22 protein-coding genes and 1 tRNA gene are annotated in these 24,073 nt (G+C 63.4%); 13 read left to right on the forward strand and 10 right to left on the reverse strand.

What is annotated here, in order from left to right; all coding sequences use genetic code 11:
* Positions 1-3: 3 nt before the first annotated feature.
* From ACYG9Y_RS07730 to ACYG9Y_RS07765, 8 genes are all read left to right on the forward strand, one after another.
* Positions 4-825 carry a biotin--[acetyl-CoA-carboxylase] ligase gene (locus ACYG9Y_RS07730; protein WP_023709242.1) on the forward strand — a complete coding sequence of 274 codons (822 nt, stop codon included), beginning with the start codon at positions 4-6 and terminating at the stop codon, positions 823-825.
* Between the two features lie 32 nt (positions 826-857).
* On the forward strand, positions 858-2,531 hold the full coding sequence (locus ACYG9Y_RS07735; protein WP_023739141.1) for a ribonuclease J: 1,674 nt from the start codon (positions 858-860) through the stop codon (positions 2,529-2,531).
* A 97-nt stretch (positions 2,532-2,628) separates the two neighbouring features.
* Positions 2,629-3,033 carry a methylmalonyl-CoA epimerase gene (gene mce, locus ACYG9Y_RS07740; RefSeq protein ID WP_023739140.1) on the forward strand — a complete coding sequence of 135 codons (405 nt, stop codon included), beginning with the start codon at positions 2,629-2,631 and terminating at the stop codon, positions 3,031-3,033.
* Positions 3,030-3,311, forward strand: coding sequence for a DUF1467 family protein (locus ACYG9Y_RS07745; protein WP_023739139.1), 282 nt, complete (start codon positions 3,030-3,032; stop codon positions 3,309-3,311). The genes mce and ACYG9Y_RS07745 overlap by 4 nt, the downstream gene beginning before the upstream one ends.
* Positions 3,312-4,042: 731 nt before the next feature.
* Complete coding sequence (gene proS / locus ACYG9Y_RS07750; protein WP_023735912.1) at positions 4,043-5,371, forward strand: proline--tRNA ligase; 1,329 nt, start codon at positions 4,043-4,045, stop codon at positions 5,369-5,371.
* Complete coding sequence (locus ACYG9Y_RS07755) at positions 5,368-6,684, forward strand: lipoprotein-releasing ABC transporter permease subunit (RefSeq protein ID WP_023739137.1); 1,317 nt, start codon at positions 5,368-5,370, stop codon at positions 6,682-6,684. Before proS ends, ACYG9Y_RS07755 begins: the two co-directional genes overlap by 4 nt.
* On the forward strand, positions 6,681-7,364 hold the full coding sequence (locus ACYG9Y_RS07760; RefSeq protein WP_023739136.1) for an ABC transporter ATP-binding protein: 684 nt from the start codon (positions 6,681-6,683) through the stop codon (positions 7,362-7,364). Before ACYG9Y_RS07755 ends, ACYG9Y_RS07760 begins: the two co-directional genes overlap by 4 nt.
* Before the next feature lie 462 nt (positions 7,365-7,826).
* On the forward strand, positions 7,827-9,077 hold the full coding sequence (locus ACYG9Y_RS07765) for a peptidase M50 (RefSeq protein ID WP_023739135.1): 1,251 nt from the start codon (positions 7,827-7,829) through the stop codon (positions 9,075-9,077).
* Positions 9,078-9,096: 19 nt separating this feature from the next.
* Here ACYG9Y_RS07765 and lipB read toward each other — a convergent pair whose 3' ends face one another.
* Positions 9,097-9,840, reverse strand: a complete 744-nt coding sequence (gene lipB / locus ACYG9Y_RS07770) for a lipoyl(octanoyl) transferase LipB (protein WP_023739134.1) — start codon at positions 9,838-9,840, stop codon at positions 9,097-9,099.
* 337 nt (positions 9,841-10,177) lie between these two features.
* Between lipB and ACYG9Y_RS07775 the strand changes: the two genes are divergently transcribed.
* Positions 10,178-10,262: transfer RNA gene (locus tag ACYG9Y_RS07775), tRNA-Leu, on the forward strand.
* A gap of 200 nt (positions 10,263-10,462) precedes the next feature.
* Here ACYG9Y_RS07775 and ACYG9Y_RS07780 read toward each other — a convergent pair.
* The gene (locus tag ACYG9Y_RS07780) at positions 10,463-10,696 is read right to left on the reverse strand and encodes a GcrA family cell cycle regulator (RefSeq protein ID WP_081726058.1); all 234 of its coding nucleotides are present in this window, start codon (positions 10,694-10,696) and stop codon (positions 10,463-10,465) included.
* A 235-nt stretch (positions 10,697-10,931) separates the two neighbouring features.
* On the reverse strand, positions 10,932-12,011 hold the full coding sequence (locus tag ACYG9Y_RS07785) for a sensor histidine kinase (protein ID WP_023685214.1): 1,080 nt from the start codon (positions 12,009-12,011) through the stop codon (positions 10,932-10,934).
* A 399-nt stretch (positions 12,012-12,410) separates the two neighbouring features.
* On the opposite strand from ACYG9Y_RS07785, the gene ACYG9Y_RS07790 reads away from it, so the two are divergent.
* Complete coding sequence (locus ACYG9Y_RS07790) at positions 12,411-13,343, forward strand: TauD/TfdA dioxygenase family protein (RefSeq protein WP_023739133.1); 933 nt, start codon at positions 12,411-12,413, stop codon at positions 13,341-13,343.
* A 27-nt stretch (positions 13,344-13,370) separates the two neighbouring features.
* On the opposite strand, the gene sucD is transcribed toward ACYG9Y_RS07790, so the two are convergent.
* The 5 genes from sucD to ACYG9Y_RS07815 form a co-directional block, all read right to left on the reverse strand.
* Positions 13,371-14,270 carry a succinate--CoA ligase subunit alpha gene (gene sucD, locus ACYG9Y_RS07795; protein ID WP_023739132.1) on the reverse strand — a complete coding sequence of 300 codons (900 nt, stop codon included), beginning with the start codon at positions 14,268-14,270 and terminating at the stop codon, positions 13,371-13,373.
* A gap of 128 nt (positions 14,271-14,398) precedes the next feature.
* The gene (locus tag ACYG9Y_RS07800; protein WP_023739131.1) at positions 14,399-15,583 is read right to left on the reverse strand and encodes a malate--CoA ligase subunit beta; all 1,185 of its coding nucleotides are present in this window, start codon (positions 15,581-15,583) and stop codon (positions 14,399-14,401) included.
* An 18-nt stretch (positions 15,584-15,601) separates the two neighbouring features.
* Positions 15,602-16,576 carry an HpcH/HpaI aldolase/citrate lyase family protein gene (locus tag ACYG9Y_RS07805; RefSeq protein WP_023739130.1) on the reverse strand — a complete coding sequence of 325 codons (975 nt, stop codon included), beginning with the start codon at positions 16,574-16,576 and terminating at the stop codon, positions 15,602-15,604.
* A gap of 10 nt (positions 16,577-16,586) precedes the next feature.
* Entirely contained in the window at positions 16,587-17,777 is a 1,191-nt protein-coding gene (locus tag ACYG9Y_RS07810) for an aminotransferase class V-fold PLP-dependent enzyme (RefSeq protein WP_023739129.1), read from the reverse strand.
* A 145-nt stretch (positions 17,778-17,922) separates the two neighbouring features.
* Positions 17,923-18,588 carry a response regulator transcription factor gene (locus tag ACYG9Y_RS07815; protein ID WP_023739128.1) on the reverse strand — a complete coding sequence of 222 codons (666 nt, stop codon included), beginning with the start codon at positions 18,586-18,588 and terminating at the stop codon, positions 17,923-17,925.
* 266 nt (positions 18,589-18,854) lie between these two features.
* Between ACYG9Y_RS07815 and mgtE the strand changes: the two genes are divergently transcribed.
* Together mgtE and ACYG9Y_RS07825 are read left to right on the forward strand one after the other, a co-directional pair.
* The gene (mgtE, locus tag ACYG9Y_RS07820; protein ID WP_023739127.1) at positions 18,855-20,273 is read left to right on the forward strand and encodes a magnesium transporter; all 1,419 of its coding nucleotides are present in this window, start codon (positions 18,855-18,857) and stop codon (positions 20,271-20,273) included.
* A gap of 158 nt (positions 20,274-20,431) precedes the next feature.
* Entirely contained in the window at positions 20,432-20,818 is a 387-nt protein-coding gene (locus tag ACYG9Y_RS07825) for a MerR family transcriptional regulator (RefSeq protein ID WP_023685221.1), read from the forward strand.
* A 308-nt stretch (positions 20,819-21,126) separates the two neighbouring features.
* Here ACYG9Y_RS07825 and ACYG9Y_RS07830 read toward each other — a convergent pair whose 3' ends face one another.
* Both ACYG9Y_RS07830 and ACYG9Y_RS07835 read right to left on the reverse strand, forming a co-directional pair.
* On the reverse strand, positions 21,127-21,633 hold the full coding sequence (locus tag ACYG9Y_RS07830; protein WP_031244029.1) for a methyltransferase family protein: 507 nt from the start codon (positions 21,631-21,633) through the stop codon (positions 21,127-21,129).
* On the reverse strand, positions 21,630-22,640 hold the full coding sequence (locus tag ACYG9Y_RS07835) for a heparan-alpha-glucosaminide N-acetyltransferase (protein ID WP_023733796.1): 1,011 nt from the start codon (positions 22,638-22,640) through the stop codon (positions 21,630-21,632). Before ACYG9Y_RS07835 ends, ACYG9Y_RS07830 begins: the two co-directional genes overlap by 4 nt.
* 232 nt (positions 22,641-22,872) lie before the next feature.
* Here ACYG9Y_RS07835 and ACYG9Y_RS07840 point away from each other — a divergent pair, with 232 nt between their 5' ends.
* Positions 22,873-24,072, forward strand: a complete 1,200-nt coding sequence (locus ACYG9Y_RS07840) for an MFS transporter (RefSeq protein WP_023733795.1) — start codon at positions 22,873-22,875, stop codon at positions 24,070-24,072.
* The last annotated feature ends 1 nt before the right edge of the window (position 24,073 follow it).

Below are 24,073 nucleotides of genomic sequence, written 5' to 3' on the forward strand. Positions count from 1 at the left end.
CGGATGGCATTTCGGCTGGCTCCGACCTCTGAGACGGAAGGGTTCCGGCTCGAGGCCCATGACAGCGTGGGTTCCACCAACACGCTGGCGCTGGACCATGCAAGGGCAGGCGATCCCGGCAAATTGTGGGTCGTTTCCAAGAAGCAGGAAAGCGGCCGTGGCCGCCGCGGCAGGGCCTGGGTATCGCCCGAGGGCAATCTGGCGGCGACATTGCTGGTCATCACCGGCGGTGAGTTGCGTCTGGCGGCGACGCTGGGCTTCGTCGCCGGCCTGTCGCTGGCCGATGCGCTCGACGCCGTGGTGCCGAAGGGCAGGATCGCTATCGGCCTCGACGGCGCCAGCCAGGGGCAGAATCGCTTCGAGCTGAAATGGCCGAACGATGTGCTGGCCTCCGGCGCCAAGCTGGCCGGCATCCTGCTGGAATCGGCCATTCTCGATGGCGGCCGTTTCGCGGTGGCGGTGGGCATCGGCGTCAATGTGGTGGCGCATCCGCCGGATTTGCCGTATCCGGCGACATCGCTTCAGGCGCTGGGCGCGACATGCGACGCCGAAACGCTGTTCTTGGCGCTGTCTGATGCCTGGACCGACAATGCCCGGCTGTGGGATGACGGACGCGGGCTCGACGCCATCCGGCGTCGCTGGCTATCGCGCGCGGCGGGGCTTGGCGGCGAGGTTGCTGTCAGGATTGACGGGAATGTGGTGCGCGGTACCTTCGAGACCATTGACGCGGACTGCCGTTTCGTGATCCGCGATGATGAGGGGTCGGTCGTGACGGTAGCCGCCGGCGACGTGCATTTCGGCGCCGTCGCGTCGGCAAAGATTTAGAGCTGGTCGCAAGGGCCGGGAAGGGAAAATTGATGGCGAAAGCGCAAAACGCCGAACTCGTCTTCGTGCCGCTCGGCGGCGTCGGCGAGATCGGCATGAACTTCGCCCTTTACGGCTATGGGCCGCCTAGCGCGCGCGAGTGGATCGTCGTCGATGTCGGCGTGACTTTTCCCGATGCGGCGCATCCTGGCGTCGACCTGATCCTGCCCGATACGCGCTTCATCGAGGAGAACCTCGCCGGCCTGCGCGGCATCATCATCACCCACGCGCATGAAGACCATTACGGGGCGCTGCTCGACATCTGGCCGAAGCTGAAGGCGCCGGTGTGGATGACACCGTTCAGCGCCGGACTGCTGGACGCCAAGCGCCAGGGCGAGCAGGGCGCGCCGAAGAAAATTCCGGTGACGATCTACCGGGCAGGCGAAACATTCACTGTCGGCCCGTTCTCGATCGAGGCCATTCCGGTGGCGCACTCGATCCCCGAGCCGATGTCGCTGGCGATCACCTCGCCGGCCGGCACCGTCATCCATACCGGCGACTGGAAGATCGATCCGGAACCGACGATCGGTCCGAAAACCGACGAGGCGCGGTTTCGCGCCTATGGCGACAAGGGTGTGCTGGCGCTGATCTGCGATTCCACCAATGCGCTGCGCGAAGGCGAATCGCCGTCGGAAGTGGCGGTGGGCGAAGGCCTCAGGGGCGTCATCCAGAGCGCTGTCGGCCGTGTCGCCGTCACCACCTTCTCCTCCAATGTCGGACGCATCGTCTCCATCGCCAAGGCGGCGCGCGATGCCGGCCGCCAGTGCCTGGTGCTCGGCCGCTCGCTGAAGCGGGTCATCGATGTCGCCGGCGAACTCGGCTACATGGACGGGCTGCCGGAGTTCATCGCCGAGGAGGATTTCGGCTTCATCCCGCGCGAGAACCTGGTCATCATCTGCACCGGCAGCCAGGGCGAGGCGCTGGCGGCACTGGCAAAACTGTCGCGCGACGAGATGAAATCGGTGTCGCTGACGGCCGGCGACACGGTGGTGTTTTCCTCACGCACCATTCCCGGCAACGAGAAGGCGATCCTCGAGATCAAGAACCGCCTCATCGACCTCGGCATCAAGATCATCGAGGATGGCGACGCGCTTGTGCATGTCTCCGGCCATCCCCGCCGCAGCGAATTGCGCAGGATGTATGAATGGGTGCGGCCGCAGATCGGCGTTCCCGTGCACGGCGAAGCCGCGCATCTGGTGGCGCAAGGGTCGCTGATGTCGACGTCGGGCATCGGCCAGGTGGCGCAAGTGCGCGACGGCGACATGCTGCGGCTGGCGCCGGGTCCGGCCACGATCATCGACCAGGTGCCGTTCGGCCGCATCTACAAGGACGGCAGGCTGATCGGCACCGACCAGGCGATGGGCATACGCGACCGGCGGAAGCTATCCTTTGCCGGCCATGTCGCGGTCAATGTCGTGCTCGACGACAAATATGAGCTCGCCGGCGATCCCGATCTGGTCGCCATCGGCGTCGCCGAGGCCGATGCCCGTGGCGAAAACATGGAAGATCTGATGCTCGACGCGGCCGTCGGCGCGGTTGACTCGATCCCTCGCCAGCGCCGCAAGGACCTCGATCTGGTGCAGGAAGCGGTGCGCCGCGCCGTGCGCGGCGCCGCCAACGAAGCCTGGGGCAAGAAGCCGCTGGTGACGGTGTTTGTGACGAGGTGAGGGAATAGGCAGTAGGCGGTAGGCAGTGGAGAAAAATGCGGATGTATCACTACTGCCTGCTGCCTATTCCCTACTCCCTTAACTTGTGGAGCACTTCATGCTGGGACGCCTGAACCATGTAGCACTTGCCGTACCGGACCTGGCCGCGGCGATTGCGGCCTATCGCGATACACTTGGCGCGCGGGTGACTGCGCCGCAGGCTTTGCCCGAGCATGGCGTGACGGTGGTGTTCGTCGATGTCGGCAACACCAAGATCGAACTCCTGGAGCCGCTGGGCGAACGGTCGCCGATCGCGGCCTTTCTGGCGAAGAACCCCTCGGGTGGCATGCATCATGTCTGCTACGAGGTCGACGACATCCTTGTCGCGCGCGATCACCTCAAAGCGAGCGGCGCCCGCGTGCTGGGCGACGGCAATCCCAAAACCGGCGCCCACGGCAAGCCGGTGCTGTTCCTGCATCCCAAGGATTTCTTCGGCACGCTGGTCGAACTGGAGCAGGCATGAGCTGGATTTCGTTTGCCGCGCTGTTCTTCATCACCTGGTGGCTGATGCTGTTCATCGTGCTGCCGTTCAGCGTCAAGACGCAGGATGACGACCATGACGTGACGCTGGGCACGGTTGCGAGCGCGCCGCGCGGACCGCATATGCTGCGCGCCGTGATCCGCACCACTATCGTCACGGCTGTCGTCATGGGGGTTTTCTACAGCCTGACGCACGGGCTGGGCTACAGCCTCGACGAAGTCCCGCACATCATCCCCGAAGCCAGCCAGGCACCCGGCTAACTAACCACTTTCCCGCCGGCAGATCGGCTGGGATGTTTGTGTTTGTTTCGGAGCGCCAAACTCAGATTTTGTCTCGCCAGCCTGCGATGCGCAATAGGCGGCCAGGCATGGCCCACCCGCATTAGAATCACGCCTTGGTGTCAGGCTGACGCAAGCTCACGTGATTTGGGAACAGGTTGATCTAACCAGATGATCGGGCAAAAAAAATGCAAGGCACAAGGCCTTGCAATTTAAACGCGTTCCGATCTGTTTTCCGGTTTCCGGCGGCAGCGGGTAACCGCGCCTAGATCGCATCCTCCCAAGACTTTGACCGCGTAGGAGAGCAGATTTTTCTCCACCCTCTCGGTTATCGGGGCACACTAGCCTAACCCTGATGAAATTGTCACGCAGAATTTTGCCCGCAATCGGGCAATCTGTGCTGCAGTGCACAATAGTGCGGCAGGCTTTGCTTGCGAAACGAACAACACCGGGGCTGCCGCCTTAATCTGGTCAGGTGTGCCGCGTCGCCCGGACGCGCAAAGCGTGTGTGAGCACTTCGGAGTCCGGGTCATCATTTTGCATCAAAAGCATTATCGTTTTCGGTGCGAAGGTCTTTGGAAGAAGAATTGATTTTTGCGATTTCGGACCGATGCGGCCGGTCGGGTTTCCATTCCGTCACGAAATAGCTATGAAGCCGGGGCAAGCAAGCCAGCCGCGCCGATTCCGCAGCCTCCTCTCTCACGGACCTGTCCATGCGTTTGTCGCAGTTTTTCCTGCCCATCCTGAAAGAAAATCCGCGCGAGGCCGAGATCGTCTCGCACCGGCTGATGCTGCGTGCCGGCATGATCCGCCAGCAGGGGCAGGGCAGCTTTTCCTGGCTGCCGCTAGGCAAGCTGGTGCTCGACAAGGTCTGCCGCATCATCCGCGAGGAGCAGAACCGCGCCGGCGCTCTGGAAATCCTGATGCCGACCATCCAGTCGGCCGATCTGTGGCGCGAAAGCGGCCGCTATGACGATTACGGCAAGGAGATGCTGCGCATCAAGGACCGGCAGGACCGCGACATGCTTTACGGTCCGACCAATGAGGAAGTGGTCACCGAGATCGTGCGCGCCTACGTCAAGTCCTACAAGGACTTGCCGCTAAACCTCTACCACATCCAGTGGAAGTTCCGCGACGAGGTGCGGCCGCGCTTCGGCGTTATGCGCTCGCGCGAATTCCTGATGAAGGATGCCTATTCCTTCGACCTCGATTTCGAGGGCGCGAAGGCCGCCTATAACCGCATGTTCGTATCCTATCTCAGGACGTTCACGCGCATGGGGCTGCAGGCCATTCCGATGCGGGCCGACACCGGGCCGATCGGCGGCGATCTCAGCCATGAATTCATCATCCTGGCCGACACCGGCGAGAGCCAGGTCTATTGCGACCGCGAATATCTGTCGCTGCAGGTGCCCGGCGAGAAAACCGACTTCGGCAATGACGGCGAGATCGCCGACATCGTCAAGACGTGGACGACGCCTTACGCCGCCACCGACGAGATGCATGACGAGGCGGCCTGGGACAAGCTTGGCGAAGCCGACCGGGTCTCGGCACGCGGCATCGAGGTCGGCCACATCTTCCATTTCGGCGACAAATATTCCAAGCCCATGGGCGCCAAGGTGACCGGGCCCGACGGCAAGGATCATTTCGTTTCCGGCGGCTCCTACGGTATCGGTCCGTCGCGGCTGGTGGCGGCGATCATCGAGGCCAGCCATGACGATAACGGCATCATCTGGCCGGAAGCGGTGACGCCGTTCGACATCGGCCTGATCAACATGAAGGCCGGCGACGCCGAGTGCGACCGCGTCTGCGGCGAGCTCTACGCCGCCTTCACCGGCGCCGGCAAGGATGTGCTTTACGACGACACCGACCAGCGGCCGGGCGGCAAGTTCGCCACCGCAGACCTGATCGGCCTGCCCTGGCAGGTGATCGTCGGGCCGCGCGGCGTGGCCGCCGGCGAGATCGAGATCAAGAACCGCCGGACCGGCGAGCGCGAGACGCTGCCGGTCGCGGAGGCCAGGAAACGCTTCGGTGCAACCGCATGAGCGAAGCCGCGGCAGCGAAGTCTTCGGTAGCCAAGTCTCCGGTCACCAAGTCTCCGGTCGCCGGCCCGTTCTCCATGTTCGAACGCATGGTCGCCTGGCGTTATTTGCGGTCGCGCCGCAAGGAGACGGTGATCTCGGTCATCGCCTCGATCTCCTTCCTCGGCATCATGCTGGGCGTCGCCACGCTGATCGTCGTCATGGCTGTCATGAACGGGTTTCGAGCCGAACTTCTGACCCGCATCCTCGGCGTCAACGGCCATCTGATCGTGCAGCCGCTGGATTCGCCGCTTGAGGATTATGCGCAGGTCGCAGCCCGCATCAACGGCGTGGCCGGCGTCAAATACGCGATACCGCTGATCGACGGCCAGGTGCTGGCGCAAGGCAATGTCGGCGGCGGCATGGGCGCGCTGGTGCGCGGTATCAGGGCCGAAGACCTCGGCAAGATCGCCATCGTCGCCCAAAACGTCAAGCAAGGCACGCTTGACGGCTTCGACTCCGGCGATGGCGTCGCCATCGGCAAGCGCATGGCGGAGAATCTCGGCCTTGTGCTCGGCGACACCATCACGCTGATCTCGCCGGACGGCGATGTGACGCCGATGGGCACGACGCCGCGGCTGAAGGGCTACAAGGTGGCGGCGATCTTCGAGGTCGGCATGTCGGAGTATGACAGCTCCATCGTCTACATGCCGTTTTCCGAAGCGCAGCTCTATTTCAACATGGACGGCAGGGCGCAGACGATCGAGATCTATGTCGAAAATCCCGATAATGTCGACGCGCTGAAACCGCTGGTCGATGCGGCGGCGCAACGGCCGATCGACATGGTCGACTGGCGCCAGCGCAACGAGACCTTCTTTTCGGCGCTGCAGGTCGAGCGCAACGTCATGTTCATGATCCTGACGCTGATCGTGCTGGTGGCGGCGCTCAACATCATCTCCGGCCTGATCATGCTGGTGAAGGACAAGGGCCACGACATCGCCATCCTGCGCACGATGGGCGCCTCGCGCGGCGCCATCCTGCGCATCTTCCTGATGACGGGTGCTGCGATCGGCGTCACCGGCACGCTGGCCGGCGTGCTGCTCGGGGTGCTCATCTGCACCAACATCGAATCCATCCGCCAGTTCTTCTCCTGGATGACCGGCAAGGTGCTGTTCAACCCGGAGCTCTATTTCCTCAGCCAGCTGCCGGCAAAGATGGACCCGCGCGAGACCACCTATGTCATCCTGATGGCGCTCGGCCTGTCCTTCCTAGCAACGGTGTTTCCGGCCTGGCGCGCCGCACGGCTCGATCCGGTCGAGGCCTTGAGATACGAATGAAGTCCGAGATCATTATCGAGCTGAAGAGCGTCGAGCGGCACTATGTCCAGGGGCCGCGCAAGCTCACCATTTTGAACGGCACCGACTTTTCGCTGAAGCGCGGCGAGATGGTGGCGCTGGTGGCGCCGTCGGGCACCGGCAAGTCGACGCTGCTGCACACCGCGGGCCTGCTCGAGCGCCCCGATGCCGGTGACGTCATTCTGGCCGGCCGCGCCTGCGGACGGCTCTCCGACGACGAACGCACGGCAATCCGCCGCAACGATGTCGGCTTCGTCTATCAGTTCCATCATCTGCTGCCGGAGTTTTCGGCGCTGGAAAACATCATGATGCCGCAGCTGATCAAAGGGCTTTCGCGCAAGGAGTCGTCGGAGCGCGCAGCACAGCTGCTCGACTATATGCAGATCGGCAAGCGCGCGTCGCACCGGCCGTCGGAGCTGTCCGGCGGCGAACAGCAGCGCGTCGCCATCGCCCGTGCCGTCGCCAACGCGCCCTTGCTGCTTTTGGCCGACGAGCCGACCGGAAATCTCGACCCGGTCACCGCGTCCTATGTGTTCGAGGCGCTCGGCGCGCTGGTCAAGCAGTCCGGCCTTGCCGCGCTGATCGCCACCCACAATCACGAACTCGCCTCGCGCATGGACCGGCGGGTGACGCTGGCGGACGGCAAGGTCGTTCCGTTGTAGGCCCCAACTTCGTCATCCTAGCGTCTGCGCCGCGTCGCTGCGCTCCTTGCTCCGCCCTAGGATGACGAAGTGATTGGTGCGTGTCGGCCGATCGCAAAGGCATGCGATGCGCTCTCCGTCAGCACTGCCGTCACCCCGTCAACTTTTCCTTAACCCTGCCCAAACCGGCTGTCAGGATTCGTCGGCATGCCGCTTTCCGCTCATTGACTTTCGAACAAAGTTAGAACAAAATACGAACATAGCAACAACAGGAGAGAGTTATGAGCGATCTTGTTCAGGACGTCGTTTCGTTGGTGTGCATGAGTGCGTTTCTGGTTTCCATGGCCGTCTGGATCGGCGCCATGTGATGCAACTGCTGTTCGCCGCAGTGTTTTAGGCGGGCAGGAGGGCGTTGTGCCGTTAAGCCTTTCTTGCCGCCGTGCCGCTAGGGTGCCCTGCCAAATACAGGGAGCAAAACCTTAGGTGTCGCCGATCGTGACGGCTCTTCTCGTGGCCGGTAATCTCGGATTGATTTTCCTTTTGATGACCGCGCCGCTCGGTTTGCGCACGGTGAGGCTCAGCCGCGTGGTCGCAATGGACCGGCAGCGCCTCTGGCAGGCGCTGTGGCCGCTCGGCAGCGATGCCGGCTGGTCCGGCGAGATACTCTCGGCCCAGCCGCTGGACGGGCACGGCACGGCCCGCATCCTGCTGTCGTGGGAAGGCCGGGACGGCCAGCCGATCGAGCGCAGGTCGCGCTTCGAGGACGTCGTCGAAGGCAGTCGTTTTTCGATGCGGGTCATCGAGGATACCGCGCTCGACGCGTCGTTCTGGAAGGATTTTTATGAGACCACTGAACTCACCTCGGAAGGTGTCGGCACGCGGGTGACGCTCAGTCAGACCGATCGCTATCGCGGCGTCGCCTTCCTGGTGTTCCGCTACTTCGCCATGCGCCGCGAGCTCGGCAAGCTGGAGATCTGGGCGAGGACCGGACAGTATCGCAAGGGCGGCTGGTTCGAGCATCCGCTGAGCCAGGTCGGTTTCGCCGTTCTGTCGGCTTTCATCCTTTGGCCGTTCTTCGGGCTCAATCTCGGCGGCCTGGCGCTGGCCGCGATCCTGACCTCGGTGGTTGCCCTGCATGAGCTCGGCCACATGGCGGCCTTTCGGCTAACCGGTCATCGCAAGGCGCGGATGATCTTTATCCCGCTGCTCGGCGGCATCGCCATTGGCGGCCGGCCTTATGACAGCCGCTTCGAGGTCGCCTTCGTGGCGCTGATGGGCGCTGGTTTTTCCGCGTTCCTGGTACCGCTGCTGATCGTCGCCAGCGGGCTCGCATCCGGCGAGGGACATCGGCTCGCCGCGGCCCTTCTGGCGACGCTTGCCGGCTTTGCCGCGCTGTTCAACATCGCCAATCTGGTGCCGGTGTGGAAATTCGACGGCGGTCAGGTGCTGCGCCAGATCTGCCCGGGGCCGGTCGCCCTGGCGCTCGCCTCGTTTTCCCTGCTCTCGGCCTTGCTGTGGCTTGGCTGGCTGGCCGGCTTTTCCCAAAGCTTTCTGCTGGTGGCAGGCGCCGTCTTTGCCATCCTCAGCCTGATGACAGTGGGTAGCGGGGTAAAACCGCGCCACGAATTGAAGCCGATCCGCATCTTCGACCGTTTCGCCATGGCCGGCGCGCTGCTGGCCGTCTTCGCCATTCACGGTTTCGGGTTGTTGTGGGCCTCGGCGCGGTTGCTTTGAGCGTTGGTCGAGGCGAGACTCAGCCGGCCTTGCGAGCCGGTTCTGCAGAAGTTGACTCCGCTGCCCCGAAAACATCCTCGAAGGCGGATTTCAGCGCCATGTCGAAATCGCCCATGGTCACGGGCAGGCCGAGGTCGACGAGGCTGGTGACGCCGTGATCCGGCACGCCGCATGGCACGATGCCGCTGAAATGGCTGAGATCCGGCTCGACATTGACGGCGATGCCATGAAAGCTCACCCAGCGCCGCAGCCGGATGCCGATGGCCGCGATCTTGTCTTCAGCCGGCGAGCCGTCGGGCAGGGACGGGCGCTCGGGCCGCACCACCCAGACGCCGACGCGGTCCTCGCGGCGTTCGCCGCGTACATTGAAGGCGGCAAGCGTGCCGATGATCCACTGCTCGAGCGCGGCGACGAAGGCGCGCACATCCTCACGCCGGCGCTTCAGGTCAAGCATGACATAGGCAACCCGCTGCCCCGGCCCGTGATAGGTGTATTCGCCGCCGCGTCCGGCGGCAAAGACCGGGAAACGGTCGGGGTCGATCAGGTCCTCGATGCGGGCGCTGGTGCCGGCGGTGTAAAGCGGCGGATGCTCGACCAGCCAGACCATCTCGGCGGCTGCACCCGCGCGGATCGCCTCGGCGCGCGCTTCCATCAGGGCCAGCGCATCGGTGTAGCCGGTCAGGCCGGGCTCGATGCGCCATTCGACCGGCGTCGAACCCGGCAAGGGCAGGAACGACGTGGCGATCTGGCTGCGTTCGGTCATGGCTTTTTCGTTTTTCGCGTGATGCACGCCGGCTTGGCGAAACCGCCTTGCGCTCTGGGGCCAAATGCATTTGCCCTTCATATGGCGGTATCCGGCTGAAACGTCCAGTTCGCCACGCATTTCGGCCTTCGCGCACGACCCCGAAGATAGGAACGATCTTCGGAAAGGATCATGCGCCAAATCAAAGTGCTGCAGCGTCGTTGCGCGTCTCACAGGACGCGCGGCGCTGTAGAGGCCGATATGCCAATTCGCGGCGATTATTGCGCGCCGCGCCCTTGTTTCGCCGGAAACGATTTGCTACACGCCGCGAGCCGGTTCGTTCCGGCTCCTACCACGGGCGGTCGTGGCGGAATTGGTAGACGCGCAGCGTTGAGGTCGCTGTGGGGCAACCCGTGGAAGTTCGAGTCTTCTCGACCGCACCATAATTTTTCGGCCATTGAAATCATTGCGACTTCTCAGGCCGTCGACGCCAAATCATCGCCTTTGGCGCTTGAACCGGCCGCAGCAGAGTTGCAACAAGAGGTCGCAGAGCCGCACGCGAACGCCGCTTGGCTCGCACCGGCCAGCCTCCTGCACCTGAGTCCCCGGCTTTGCCGGTGGCGGGGCAGGGGATGTGGTTGACCTAAGCGGCGCGTCGTTGCGGGAAATGGAGACCCGGACGGGCTCGACGAGGGTCAACGGCCGTCACGACGGTGTGGTGGTGATCGCAGTAGACGCGATCCGGCGACGTCGGCCCGGCACAAAACCGGTAACCACCGGGTACCGACCGGTCTTCGCTCACCGGGAAGCGGCACTGGTGCAGGCCTAGCTGAATGAGGGGGACGTCTCTCGACGCTGGTCTGATATTTTCACGCATGATGGTTTTCAGTTTCCTGGTTCATAGCCATTGCCGGCTGACGGCCGCGATGCGACCGGTCGGAGCGAGCTTCTCTCGTTTTGGAGGGCTGTGGACCACATATGGTGCTGATAGCACCGTCAAAGAAGCCCGGCGCCCCGCTTCTGCAGCCAAATCGTTTGCGACTTAAGGCCACACCCGCGAGCGCCCGAAGCACCTGTCCGGCCGGGATTTGCCGGCGCGCCGTCGCATAGCCTCAGTCCGTCGCCGCCGATCGCTTGAAGACGATGGTGACCCTGGTTCCCTCGCCGGCACTCGACTTGACGTCGAATTGCGCCTTGGCATTTTCGGTCAGCGACCGCGCGATCAAGGAGCCGAGCTTGCCTGGCCTGGGCCAGGTCTCACCCGTCGGCAGACCGATCCCATCATCGGCGACAGTCACCCGGCAACCATCGCCGCTGACGACGCTGTGCAGCGTGATCGTGCCGCCATCGCGCCCGACGAATGCATGTTTGAGAGCGTTGGTCAGCAACTCATTGACGACCAGGCCTGTCGGCATGGCAACGTTGATGGATACCGGATAGGTATCCACCTTAAGGTCGAGGCGGATACCTTCGACTGCGTGCGACGCCATGACGGCGGACGCGATCTGGCTAAGGTACACGCCAAGATCCACCTCATCCTTCTGCTGGTCAGCCGACAATGTCTGGTAGAGGATTGCCAATGCGTCTACCCGGCCGGCAAGCCTTTCGAAACGCTTCTGGTCCGGTTCGGTGGCGTTGCGGGTTTCCATCCGGATCAAAGCGGTGATCATCTGCAGATTGTTTTTCACCCGATGCTGCAGTTCGCGCAACAGGGTGTCCTTCTCCCGGATGAGCTCCTCCGCGGGTCGCGCGTCCTCGGTCTCACCGTGTGCCGTGACGTCGACAAGCGCCACCAGCCGGAAGCAGAGCTTGCCGTTGTCGTCCTCGATAACGTTGGAATAAACGTCGACGATTGCCGGCTTGTCCTCGCCGCGCTCGAGGCGAAACGTGCCGACGAAATCGGTGTCTTCAACGACAGCCTCGGCGAGCGGCCTGTCCTTCTGCCGATGAAGCCCCCTGCCGGAAAGGGCCGCCCAGTTTTCCCGCGCAAGCTTCGGCGCCTTGAGGTCCGAGAGCTTCTCGAATTCGGGATTGGCGTAGACGACACGTTCCTTCGCGATCAATTCCGAGACGGCGATCGCGATCGGCATCTGGTCGAGAAATTTCTTGAACTGGTCGCTTTCCAGCGCGGTGGCGAGGTCAGGCGTATCGAGCAATTGCTCGACAGCGTCAGCCTTATCGGAGTCTGTCATCTCGGCGCCTGCGTGATGCGTGGAAGCCATCAATATCAGGCATGCAATTCACCCGCCATCTCCAATATCGAAGGGGATACGACAGCGTCACTACTGGTGCGGGCCGCGTCGCGCAGCGCTCCACCGCCTGCCGCTCACGAACGAATTGGACAGAAGGCATTTTTCTCAGGGCCGCCGAACTTTGAAAAGAAATGTCTATGGAATTTGTAGAATTACGCTTTGAATGGGATCTCGGTACTGCTCGCAAGCCTTGGCGGCCTTCGCCTCCTGAGTTGAGATCAGTGCTCTCGTTGCCAAGCAAGTCGGCTCCCGATGAGGGAGTTGCTCCGCCGATCGCTATGCGGCCGGCAGACGGCGGAGCATTGCCACCAGCCCGCGGCTTTAGAGGAAGAGGTTCCCATGACCAGACTTACCCCCGTAGAGCAGATCATCCCGGATGCCGATATTGTCCCGCTTACCGGACGCGTCGGCGCAGAGATCAGGAACATTCGGCTCTCCGGCGACCTGCCGCAGCAGACGGTCGCGGCGATCAACCAGATCCTGTTGCGGCACAAGGTGGTGTTCTTCCGCGACCAGGCGCATCTCGACGATGCCGAGCAGGAGCGCTTTGCCCAGCGTCTCGGCGACCTCGTCCCGCATCCGACCCAAGGTCCCGTCAAGGGAACGGCGTCCATTCTCGAACTCGATTCCAGCCGTGGCGGCGGTCGCGCCGACCAATGGCATACCGATGTCACCTTCGTCGACGCCTATCCGAAATTCTCCGTTCTTCGCGGCGTCGTCATACCGCCGGCCGGCGGCGACACCATCTGGTCGAACACCGCGGCCGCCTATCAGGACCTGCCCGAGCCGTTGAAGCTGCTGGCCGACAATCTCTGGGCGGTGCACAGCAACGCCTACGATTACGCCGCGGTGCGGCCGCGTGCGAGCGCCGCGGAAAAGAAGCACTTCGAGGAAATCTTCACCTCGACGATCTACGAGACCGAGCATCCCGTTGTCCGCGTCCATCCCGAAACAGGCGAGCGCTCGCTGCTGCTCGGCAATTTCGTGCAACGGCTGATCGGCCTTTCCAAAAGCGATTCGGCGAAGCTTTACGAGGTTTTCCAGTCCTATGTCACCGCGCCGGAGAACACCGTGCGCTGGCGCTGGAAGGCCGGCGATGTGGCGATCTGGGACAACCGCGCGACGCAGCACTACGCCGTCAACGACTATGGCGACCAGCACCGGGTGGTGCGTCGCGCCACGGTCGACGGCGACGTTCCGGTCAGCGTCGACGGCCGCCGCAGCGCCACCCGCACCAAGGTCGCGAAGCCGGCAGCCGACAAGGCGGCATGAGGCGCGGTCGAACGCGAAGGCCGCTGTTCAGGCGGCCTTCTTCCTACGTGACAGCGTCTCTGCAACCACCTCACCAAACGACGATGGCGTCGGCACGATGATCACCCCGGCGTCCTTTAGAATCTCGACCTTTTCCTGCGCCGATTCGCCGAAGGCCGAGATGATGGCGCCGGCGTGGCCCATGCGGCGGCCTTTGGGGGCGGAGAGGCCGGCGATGTACGCGATGAGCGGCTTCCTCATGTTGTCGCGCGCCCAGATCGCGGCTTCGGCTTCCTGCGGTCCGCCGATCTCGCCGATCATCACCACGGCGTCGGTGTCGTCATCCTGTTCGAACAGTTTCAGCACGTCCTTGAAGGAGGAGCCGTTGATCGGGTCGCCGCCGATGCCGACGCTGGTCGAGACGCCGATGCCGAGCGACTTCATCTGCGACGCCGCCTCGTAGCCCAGGGTTCCCGAGCGGCCGACAATGCCGACGCGGCCGGGGAGGTAGATGCTGCCGGGCATGATGCCCATCAGCGCCTGTCCGGGCGTGATGACGCCGGCGCAGTTCGGGCCGATCAGCCGCATGCGGTCCTCGTAGCGGTAGCGCAGCATGTAGCGCTTGACCTGCATCATGTCCTGCGACGGGATGCCGTCGGTGATGCAGACGCAGAGTTTAATGCCGGCGTCCGCCGCTTCCATGATCGAATCGGCGGCAAAGGGCGGCGGCACGAAGACGATGCTGGCCTCGGCGCGGGTCTCGCGCACCGCGCCCTTGACCGTGTTGAAGACAGGCAGGCCGAGATGCTTCTGGCCGCCTTTGCCGGGGGTGACGCCGCCGACCAGCTTGGTGCCATAGCGTTTCATGTCGTCGGCATGGAAGCTGCCGATCTTGCCGGTGAACCCCTGGACGATGACGCGGGTGCTGCGGTTGAGCAGGATTGCCATTTTCTCGACCTCCCTAGAGCATGATGCCGAAAAGTGTGAAGCGGTTTTCGGACGACATCATGCTCCATCTATTTGATTTTAGAGACGGATTCAGATTTCAGGTCGATTCGACCTGAAATCATCCGGCTCTAGGCTGCTTTTTTCTTGGTGGCCGAGCGCCATGCGGCGACGGCTTTTTCGGCGGCTTCTGCAAGCGTGCCGGCAACGATCACCGCCTCGCCGGAATCAGCCAGGATGCGGCGGCCTTCCTCGGCCCTGGTGCCGGAGAGACGGACCACCAGCGGCACGTTGACGCCGACCTCGCGGATCGCCTTGATGACGCCTTCGGCGACCCAGTCGCAGCGGTTGATGCCGGCAAAGATGTTGACCAGGATGGTCTCGACATTCTTGTCGCCGAGCACGGCGCGGAAGGATTTCGCCACCCGCTCGGGCGAGGCGCCGCCACCGATGTCGAGGAAGTTGGCCGGTTCGCCGCCGGCGATCTTGATCATGTCCATGGTCGCCATGGCGAGCCCTGCGCCATTGATGATGCAGCCGATGTTGCCGTCGAGGCCGACATAGGAGAGGCCACGGTCGCTGGCAAAAGTTTCGCGCGGATCTTCCTGGCTTTTGTCGCGCAGCTCGGAGATTTCCGGCCGGCGGAACAACGCGTTCTCGTCGAACGACATTTTGGCGTCGAGCGCGATCAGATTGCCGTCGCGGGTCACCACCAGCGGATTGATCTCCAGCATCGAGGCGTCGTAGTCGCGGAACACCTGATAGCAGGCGAAGATGGTTTCGGTCGCCTTGCCGATCAGATTGTGGTCGAGGCCGAGCCCGAAGGCGATCTCGCGCGCCTGGAAACGCTGCATGCCGACGCCGGGATCGACCGATGTGCGCAGGATGGAGTTCGGTGCCTTCTCGACGATGTCCTCGATCTCCATGCCGCCGGCAGCGGACGCCACGATCATGACGCGCTCTTCCTTGCGGTCGAGCACGAAGCCGACATAGAGCTCCTGCGCTATGTCGACGGCTTCCTCGAGATAGAGGCGCGAAATCAGCTTGCCGCGCGGGTCGGTCTGCTGTGTCACCAGCTTGCGGCCGAGCATGCCCTCGGCCGCGCTGGAAATCTCCTCGTCATTGGCGCACAGTTTGATGCCGCCGGCCTTGCCGCGGGCGCCGGAATGCACCTGCGCCTTCAGCACCCATTTGGCGCCGCCGATCTCGCGGGCCCTGTAGGTCGCCTGCTCGGGGCTGTAGGCCAGCCCGCCGCGCGGCACATGCACGCCGTGGCGTGCCAGCAGTTCCTTGGCCTGATATTCGTGGATGTCCATTTTGTCCTCCCTGAACAGTCAATGCGTGGCGACGCGCGGCTCGCTAGAGAATTGGCTGGCCCGTTCGATTGCCTCGTTGACCACCAGAACATTGCGCGCCATGCGTTCCGACGCTGCGTCGATCATCTTGCCGTCGAGTGCGGCCGCTCCCTTGCCCTGCGCCTCCGCCTCCTTCAGCACTTCGAGGATGCGCCGGGCGCGGGTGACCTCTTTTTCCGGTGGAGAGAAGACGTCGTTGGCAAGCGCGATCTGCGAGGGGTGGATCGCCCACTTGCCTTCGATGCCCAGCGCCGCCGCGCGCCTGGCGCCAGCGATGTAGCCCTCCGGATCGGAGAAGTCGCCGAACGGCCCGTCAATGGCGCGCAAGCCATAGGCGCGGCAGGCGACGGTCATGCGCGACAGAGCGAAATGCCACTGATCGCCGGGATAGTCGGGGTTGAGGCCGCCAATCTTGACCGTGCGCGCCTTGCAGCTTGCCGCATAGTCGGCGACGCCGAAATGCATGGCTTCCAGCCGGCCGGGTGTCGCGGCAATCGCCTCGACATTGGCCATGCCGAGCGCGGTCTCGATCAGCGCTTCGAGGCCGACGCGGGTCCTGAAACCCTTTGCCATCTCGATCTGGTTGACCATGGCCTCGACCATGTAGAGGTCGGCCGGCACGCCGACCTTCGGCACCAAAATGGTGTCCAGCCGGTCACCGGCCTGCTCCATGACGTCAACCACGTCGCGGTACATGTAGTGCGTGTCGAGGCCGTTGATGCGCACCGAGACGGTCTTGCCCTTGGCGCGCCAGTCGATGTCGTTGAGCGCCTGGATGATGTTCTTGCGGGCGCGTTCCTTGTCGGGCGGGGCGACCGCATCCTCGATGTCGAGGAAGATGAAGTCGGCGGCGCTGTTGGCCGCCTTGTCGATCATTTCCGGGCTGGAGCCTGGAACCGCCAGCTCGCTGCGCTGCAGCCGTAATTTCTTGAGGTGGTTGATGGTGTGGCTCATTGTCGGCTCCTCAGGCGGCTTCGGCGACCGGCACGGCGGCCGAGGCGCGGAAGTGCTGGATGGCGGCGCCGACGCCGGAGCCGGGCGCCAGCCGTACGCCGCAGTCGAGCAGCGCCATTTCGGCGGCCGAGAGCGAGGCCAGCACCATCACCTCGTTCAGCCAGCCGAGATGGCCGATGCGGAAGACCTTGCCGATCACCTTGTTGAGGCCGCCGCCGAGCGCGGTCTGGTATTTCTGGTAGGCGCGCTTGACCACATCGCCGCTGTCGACGCCGTCCGGCACCAGGATGGCGCTGACGGTGTCGGAGTGCCATATAGGCGTCTTGGCGCAGAGCTTCAGGCCCCAGGCGTCGACCGCCTTGCGCACGCCTTCGGCGAGGCGATGGTGGCGGGCGAAGATGTTTTCCAGCCCTTCCTCGGCGATCAGGTCGAGCGAGGCGCGCAGGCCGCGCAGCAGCTGCGTAGCCGGCGTATAGGGGAAGTAGCCGGCATCGTTGGCGCGGATCATATCTTCGAAGGAGAAGAAACAGCGGCGGTGGGTGGCGCTCCGCGAGGCGACCAGCGCCTTCTTGCTGACGGAGAGGAAACCGAGGCCGGCGGGCAGCATGAAACCCTTCTGCGAGCCGCTAACCGCGCAATCGACGCCCCATTCCTCCTGGCGAAAGTCGATCGAGCCGATCGACGAGACGCCGTCGACGAAGAGCAAAGCAGGGTGGTTGGCGTCATCGAGCGCGGCGCGGCAGCCGGCGACGTCGCTGGTCACGCCGGTCGCGGTCTCGTTTTGGGTGCAGAAGACTGCCTTGATGCGGTGCGCCTTGTCGGCCCTGAGCCGCTCGGCATAGAGCTCGAGCGGCACGCCGGTTCCCCATTCGCAGTCGATGACATCGACCTCGAAGCCGAGCCGTTCGGCCATGTCGACCCACAGATGCGAGAACTGGCCGAAGCGCGACATCAGCACGCGGTCACCGGGGCTGAGCACATTGGTCATCGCCGCTTCCCAGGCGCCGGTGCCGGAGGAGGGGTAGATGAAAACGCGGCCGATCTCGTTCTTGAACACCGTCTTGATGTCTTCGAACAGCGGTAGCGTGAGATCGGGGAAGGATGCTGCACGCATGTCCTCCATCGGCAGGTTCATCGCCTGCCGGACCTGTTCGGGGATGTTGGTCGGTCCGGGAATGAAAAGATGGGTGAAACCGGCCATGTCGCGAACTCCTCCTGATCCAGCAAAGCGGTGAGGGTAGTTTCGTCTCGACGGCTAATGGCAACAACACCTCAAGGGGTAACATCTTGCCGCGCGCGGGTGAGGGTTGCCTACCCGGGTGACCTACCCGCGGCCAGTCGCTCGCCTACCCCAACGGCTGCTTCTGGGTACGCCTCTCCCGCGCGTAGAGCGCGACGGCCATCGCCCGGTTGCGGACGTCGAGCTTGTCGTAGAGATTCTTGAGGTGGTATTTCACCGTGTTCTCCGAAATCCCGGTGCGCGTCGCGATCTGCAGATTGGTCCAGCCGTCGGACAGCACCGCCAGCAGCTCGCGCTCGCGCACGGTGAGCAGCGACAAGGGTGTGTCGTTGACCTTGTTGATGTCGATGTAGGGGATGCAGATGCGGCCATGCGCGACGGCCAGGATGGTCTCGAAGATGATCGCCGGATCGTCGAACTGGAAGCAGTAGCCCTGGGCGCCGAGCCGCACGCACTGCTTCAGGATGCCGATGTCGTGGTCGTTGGAAAACACCGCGATGCGCACGCCGAGCTTGCGGCTGTGAACCTCGGCCAGCACATCGGCGCCGTCCATGTCGGAGAGCTTCCAGCCGATAACGGCGACGTCGAATTCGCCTTCCGCTGCCAATTCCAGAAAATGCCTGCCGCTTTGCACGCAGGCCCTGAGATCGAAGCGCCCGTCGCAGTCCAGCATGTCGCGCAGGGCCGATATGACGAGCGGATTGCGTTCGGCGACGACCACGCGTACGCGCCGTTCCTCGATTGCCTTCTGCGTCTGCGACCTGATCTTCAAGGGCTTCCGGCTGTTCTGGTTGTCGCCTGGGCGGGTCCGGCCTTTGCCTGGACCTGCATCATGACAATTCTGCCCCAACCGTGCTGGGGTGCTCTTTCCCCAGCGACATGTGCTGTCGCGCCGGCTGAAGCCTGGGCGGAGTCATATCCTGATGAAATCACTCTCGCCCATATGCAGGGCGGGGCGCATTTCGTTTGATATTCCCGTGCGTTGCGCGCTAGACCTGACAGGCACCTTTTCCGAAATTCCCATGGCGGGAGCCGCTGGTGGAACGCCAGGACGACCACACGACCGGCGCCAAAGCCGCTGACGATGCCCACGCCGACATCTATGGCGAGGACGGCGCCGTCCTGTCATCATTCCTCGCCCAGATCGGGGCGGCGATCGCCGATCGCGATACGCTGACGCTGAAGCGCGAAGTCGACGACCTGCACCAGTCGGAACTTGGCGATCTGCTCGAGGCCCTGCACCCCGAACAGCGTCGCGCCCTTGTCGAACTGCTCGGCGCCGACTTCGACTTCTCGTCGCTGACCGAGGTCGACGAGGCGATCCGCCGCGATATCGTCGACAATATGCCCAATGAGCAAATTGCCCAGGGCATGCAGGACCTCGATTCCGACGACGCGGTCTACATTCTCGAAGACCTTGAAAAGGAAGACCAGGACGAGATCCTGTCGCAGTTGCCGTTCACCGAGCGGATCAGGCTGCGCCGCTCGCTCGACTACCCGGAAGAGACGGCCGGTCGCCGCATGCAGACCGAGTTCGTCGCCGTGCCGCCGTTCTGGACCATAGGCCAGACCATCGACTACATGCGCGAAGACAAGAACCTGCCCGAGCGCTTCAGCCAGATCTTCGTCATCGATCCAAGCTTCAAGTTGCTCGGCGCCATCGACCTCGACCAGATCCTGCGCACCAAGCGCACGACCAAGGTCGGAGACGTGATGCACGAGACGAGGCACGCCATTCCGGCCACCATGGACCAGGAAGAGGCGGCGCGGGACTTCGAGCAATACGATCTTCTGTCCGCCGCCGTCGTCGACGAGAACGAGCGGCTGGTCGGCGTGCTGACCATCGACGACGTCGTCGACGTCATCCAGCAGGAGGCCGAGGAAGATCTGCTGCGCATGGGCGGCGTCGGCGACGAAGAGTTGTCCGACAGCATTTTTTCGACCTCGCGCTCGCGCGTGCCCTGGCTGCTGGTCAACCTGTTGACGGCGTTCCTGGCGGCGTCGGTGATCGGCCTGTTCGACCGCACCATCGAGCACATCGTGGCACTGGCCGTGCTGATGCCGATCGTGGCCGGCATGGGCGGCAATGCCGGTTCGCAGACCATGACCGTCACGGTACGCGCGCTGGCGACCAGGGATCTCGACATCTACAATGCCGGCCGCATCATCCGCCGCGAAATGGGCGTGGGTTCCATCAACGGCATCATCTTCGCCGTGCTGATCGGCATCGTCGCGGCCGTCTGGTTCCGCGATGCCAATCTGGGCGGCATCATAGCGGCGGCGATGATCATCAATATGTTCGTGGCAGCCCTTGCCGGTATCCTGATCCCGCTATTGCTCGACCGGTTCAAGATCGATCCGGCGGTGGCGTCGGCGGTTTTCGTCACTACGGTCACCGACGTCGTTGGCTTCTTTGCCTTCCTCGGGCTGGCCACCTGGTGGTTCGCTATCCCTTGAGAAAGAGGCGTTGCGGGTTCAATTGACTTTTACGTAAATGTGGTGCGAGGCTTGCGCGGGGTTTCGTGCCGAGTCCGGCTTGGAACGGGGTTGATCGGAATGCGTTGGAAATCCCGGGCGACCGGGCGTTTTCCGATGTTCCGACATTTGGAGCAAAGATGCGGGAATATTATTCGATCACCGAACTGACCCGCGAATTCGACGTGTCGACGCGGACGCTGCGCTTCTATGAGGACGAGGGGCTGGTGCAACCGGTCCGGCGGGGCCGCACAAGGCTGTTTCGCCCATCTGACCGGCATCTGATCCGTCAGATCATGCGCGGAAAACGGCTCGGCTTCTCGATCAACGAGATCCGCGAAATCATCCAGATGTACAAGGAACCGCCCGGCGAGGTCGGTCAACTCAACCTGATGATCAAGCGCATCGAGGAAAAGCGCGAGGATTTGCGCCAGAAGCGCCGCGATCTCGAGGAGACGCTGGCGGAGCTCGACCAGGCGGAGGAGTCTTGCGTCGAGCGGCTGGTGGAGTTGGGGGTAAATACCTGAGCGGATCGTCGAGCGTTTGCGCGCCCGTCGCAAACGTTCGCGATTAGCGGAGCCCTTCCACACTTCGTCATTCTAGGGCGAAGCAGGAGCGAGGCTCCGTCGCGGAGACCCTAGAATCCATTCCGTGACATTGGCCGTGGAGTGCAGCGGTGCAGAATTCTGGACCGTGGCAACTGCTGTACGTCGCGGCATGGATCCTCGGGTCTGTGCTGCGTCGCTACGCTCCTTGCTCCGCCCGTGGATGACGAAGAGATGGGCGTTCGGCTAGTCGCCAAGGCATGCGAACCCTGCCAGCGATCACACCCGCCTCAAATCCACCGGCGCACCCGCTTCGTATAGTCGCGGTACTTCTTGCCGAATTTGGCGAACAGCACCTTCTCCTCGCTCTCGATGGCGACCTTCTGCGTTGCAAAAGCCGCGATCAGGGCCAGCGGCAGGAACCATACGATCCCCGAGACGAAGGCGACGCCGATCAAAAGCAGCGTGTTGGCCAGATACATCGGGTTGCGAGTCACGCCGAACGGGCCGGACGTCACCAGATGATCCGGCACGCCATTGGGGTTCATCGTCGTTTTGGCCCCGATCATGGTGCGGATAGCGGTGAACCAGAGGGCTGCGACGGCAAACAGCACCACAAAGCCGGCGGCAAACAAAAGGTCGCCCAAGAGGTCGCCGATCCAGGGCAGGGGATAGAACAGGCCGAGCGCGATGCTGATGGCAATGGCGGCGATGTAGATCAGCGGCGGCCATGGGATCAGCCGTGGTCTCGGTAGATCGGGTTTTGCCAGCCCGGGTTTTGTGAGCTTGTCGGTCATTGTTGCCCTCCCTGCGTCATCGGACTCTCCTCCGTCCTTGCGGTGCAGATGCCGGCGAGTTCACCGAGATGCGCTTTGAACTCCGGGGTCTGGTCACCATTGTAGAGCCGGTCGAATGCCGCTTCGCTTTGCAGCGTGTCCAGCATGCACACACAATAGCTGGTGCAGAACTCCGTGTCGCGCTGCTGTTCGCAGGATACCTGGCATTCCTTGAGGAAGACTACTTCCCGTGTCTCGACCGGCGCCGGCGCGATCTGCGAGAACAGCCAGACGCAGCCGAACAGCAGCGGCTGGTGGATCAGATAGAAAGCCAGGCTGTGGCGGCCGATGAAGGTGAGCGGCCTGGTCCAGCTTCCTGATCCCAGCGTGGCCAGCCGCGCCAGCAGGCCGGTGGTGGACGCAAACTTTGCCGCGGCGATGCCGAGAAGCACGGCGCCGAACCAGGGAAACAGCGGCACGTAATCGTTGGAGCGCGGGTTGATCGCCGACAGGCCGACCCACCACAGCGCCGGATGATCGAAGGCTTCGGATCGGAAATAGATCGGCCCGGCGATCACCACCGCCGCCACGACAAGCGCCAGCAAGGACGGCAGCCGCAAGAACAAAAGGCCGAGCAGGCTGGCCAGCGCGATCTGATGCAGGATGCCGAAGAAGATGAAGCTGTCCGGCGTGATGAAGTACGTGACCGCCGATATAGCGGCGGCCGCGACGGCGACCATGGCAAAACGTTTCCAGAAGCCGGTCCAGCGGATCTGCCTGCCATGCGCGAGAAACAGGCTGACGCCGACCAGGAACAGGAAGGTCGAGGCGATGCAGCGCGCATAGATCTTCCACCAGCCGACGGCGGTGAGGCCGGGATCGGTGTAGTGGAAATTTTCGAGATCCCAGGTGAAGTGGTAGCTCGCCATGGCGATCAGCGCGATGCCGCGTACGACATCGATGGCGACGATGCGCTTCGGTTGATCTCGCTTCAGTTGATCTCCAGGGGGTGCGGTATGGATGCTCATGGTCTCGCGATCTGATTCAGCCCCAAAGACGACTATCACGGTTGCACCGGACAAAAGAAGGCCGCCCTCTACGCTCCGGGTCGCGCCGTGCGGCTGCATCGCGCGGCGCTTTAGGCCAGAGCCGGAAAGCCTTTGGCCGAATTCGCTTTTTGCCGGGAAGGGGTCGGTTTCCTGTTACCGGCGGAGGAAGCGCCAGCGCAGATTTGGGCTGCGAGTCTGATTTGGGGATCAAATGTCCACCCATGTGCGCCATCCGATCTGGCTGCCAGCCCTGCGTCCGGCGGATGCGCGCACCTTTGCCTCGCTCTATGCGGTCGAATCCTTCGCCCGTGCCACGGTGTCGAGCGTCATCCCGATCCAGGCTTATGAGATTCTGCACAACGAGCAGATCGTCTCGATCCTCTACACCATCGTGGCGCTGCTCGGCCTGTCGGTGACCTTGTTCATGCCGATGCTGATCCGCAGGTTTGACCGGCGCTGGGTCTATACCGCCGGCGCCTGCCTGCTGGCGATGGGCTCGCTGTTCTTCGTCACCCACACGCTTGCCGGGCAACTGGCAGGCATGCTGTGCCGCGTGATGGGGGCGAGCGCCCTGTCGATCACGCTCAACCTCTACATCATGGACCACATCCGCAAGACCGATTTCATGCAGGCCGAATCGCTGCGCATGGCGTGGTCGATGCTGGCCTGGACCGGCGGGCCGACACTCGGCATCTTCCTCTACACACGCTACGGCATCTATGCCGCGCATGGCGCGGTCGCGGTGTTTGCGTTGGCCTTGCTGGCGCTGTTCTGGACCTACAGGCTGGGCGACAACCGGTCGATCCGGCCGGGCAAGACACGGCCGGCCAATCCGCTGGCCAATATCGGCCGCTTCGTAGCACAACCCAGGCTCAGGCTGGCCTGGCTGATCGCCTTCGGCCGCTCCTGCTTCTGGACGACGTTCTTCGTCTACGGGCCGCTGTTCATGGTGATTACCGGCGAGGGCAAGCTTGCCGGCGGCCTGCTGGTTTCGGCCGGCAATGCGCTGTTGTTCATGGCGATCTTCTGGGGCAAAGCGGGAAAACGCTTCGGCGGCCGGCGCACCATGACCTTCGCCTATTTCGCGATGTCGGCGACGCTGCTTGCGGCGGGCGCGGTCGGCACTACCGCGCCGCTGCTTACGGGCTTTTTCCTGCTCTGCGGCGCCTTCTTCACCATCGCGCTCGATGCACTGGGCTCGACCGCCTTCATGCGCTCGGTGCGGTCCTATGAGCGGGCGCAGATGGCCGCGGTCTACCGCACCTATCTCGACTTTTCCGAGCTGACGCCGCCGCTGGTCTATTCGGTGGTGCTGGCGTTTTTCGGCCTCGGCTCGGTGTTCGTGACGCTGGGCATTCTGGCCGCGGTTTGCGGCTTTATCTCCTGGCGCTATCTGCCGAAGTCGCTTTAGT

The sequence above is a fragment of the Mesorhizobium sp. W050 genome, assembly GCF_054719535.1.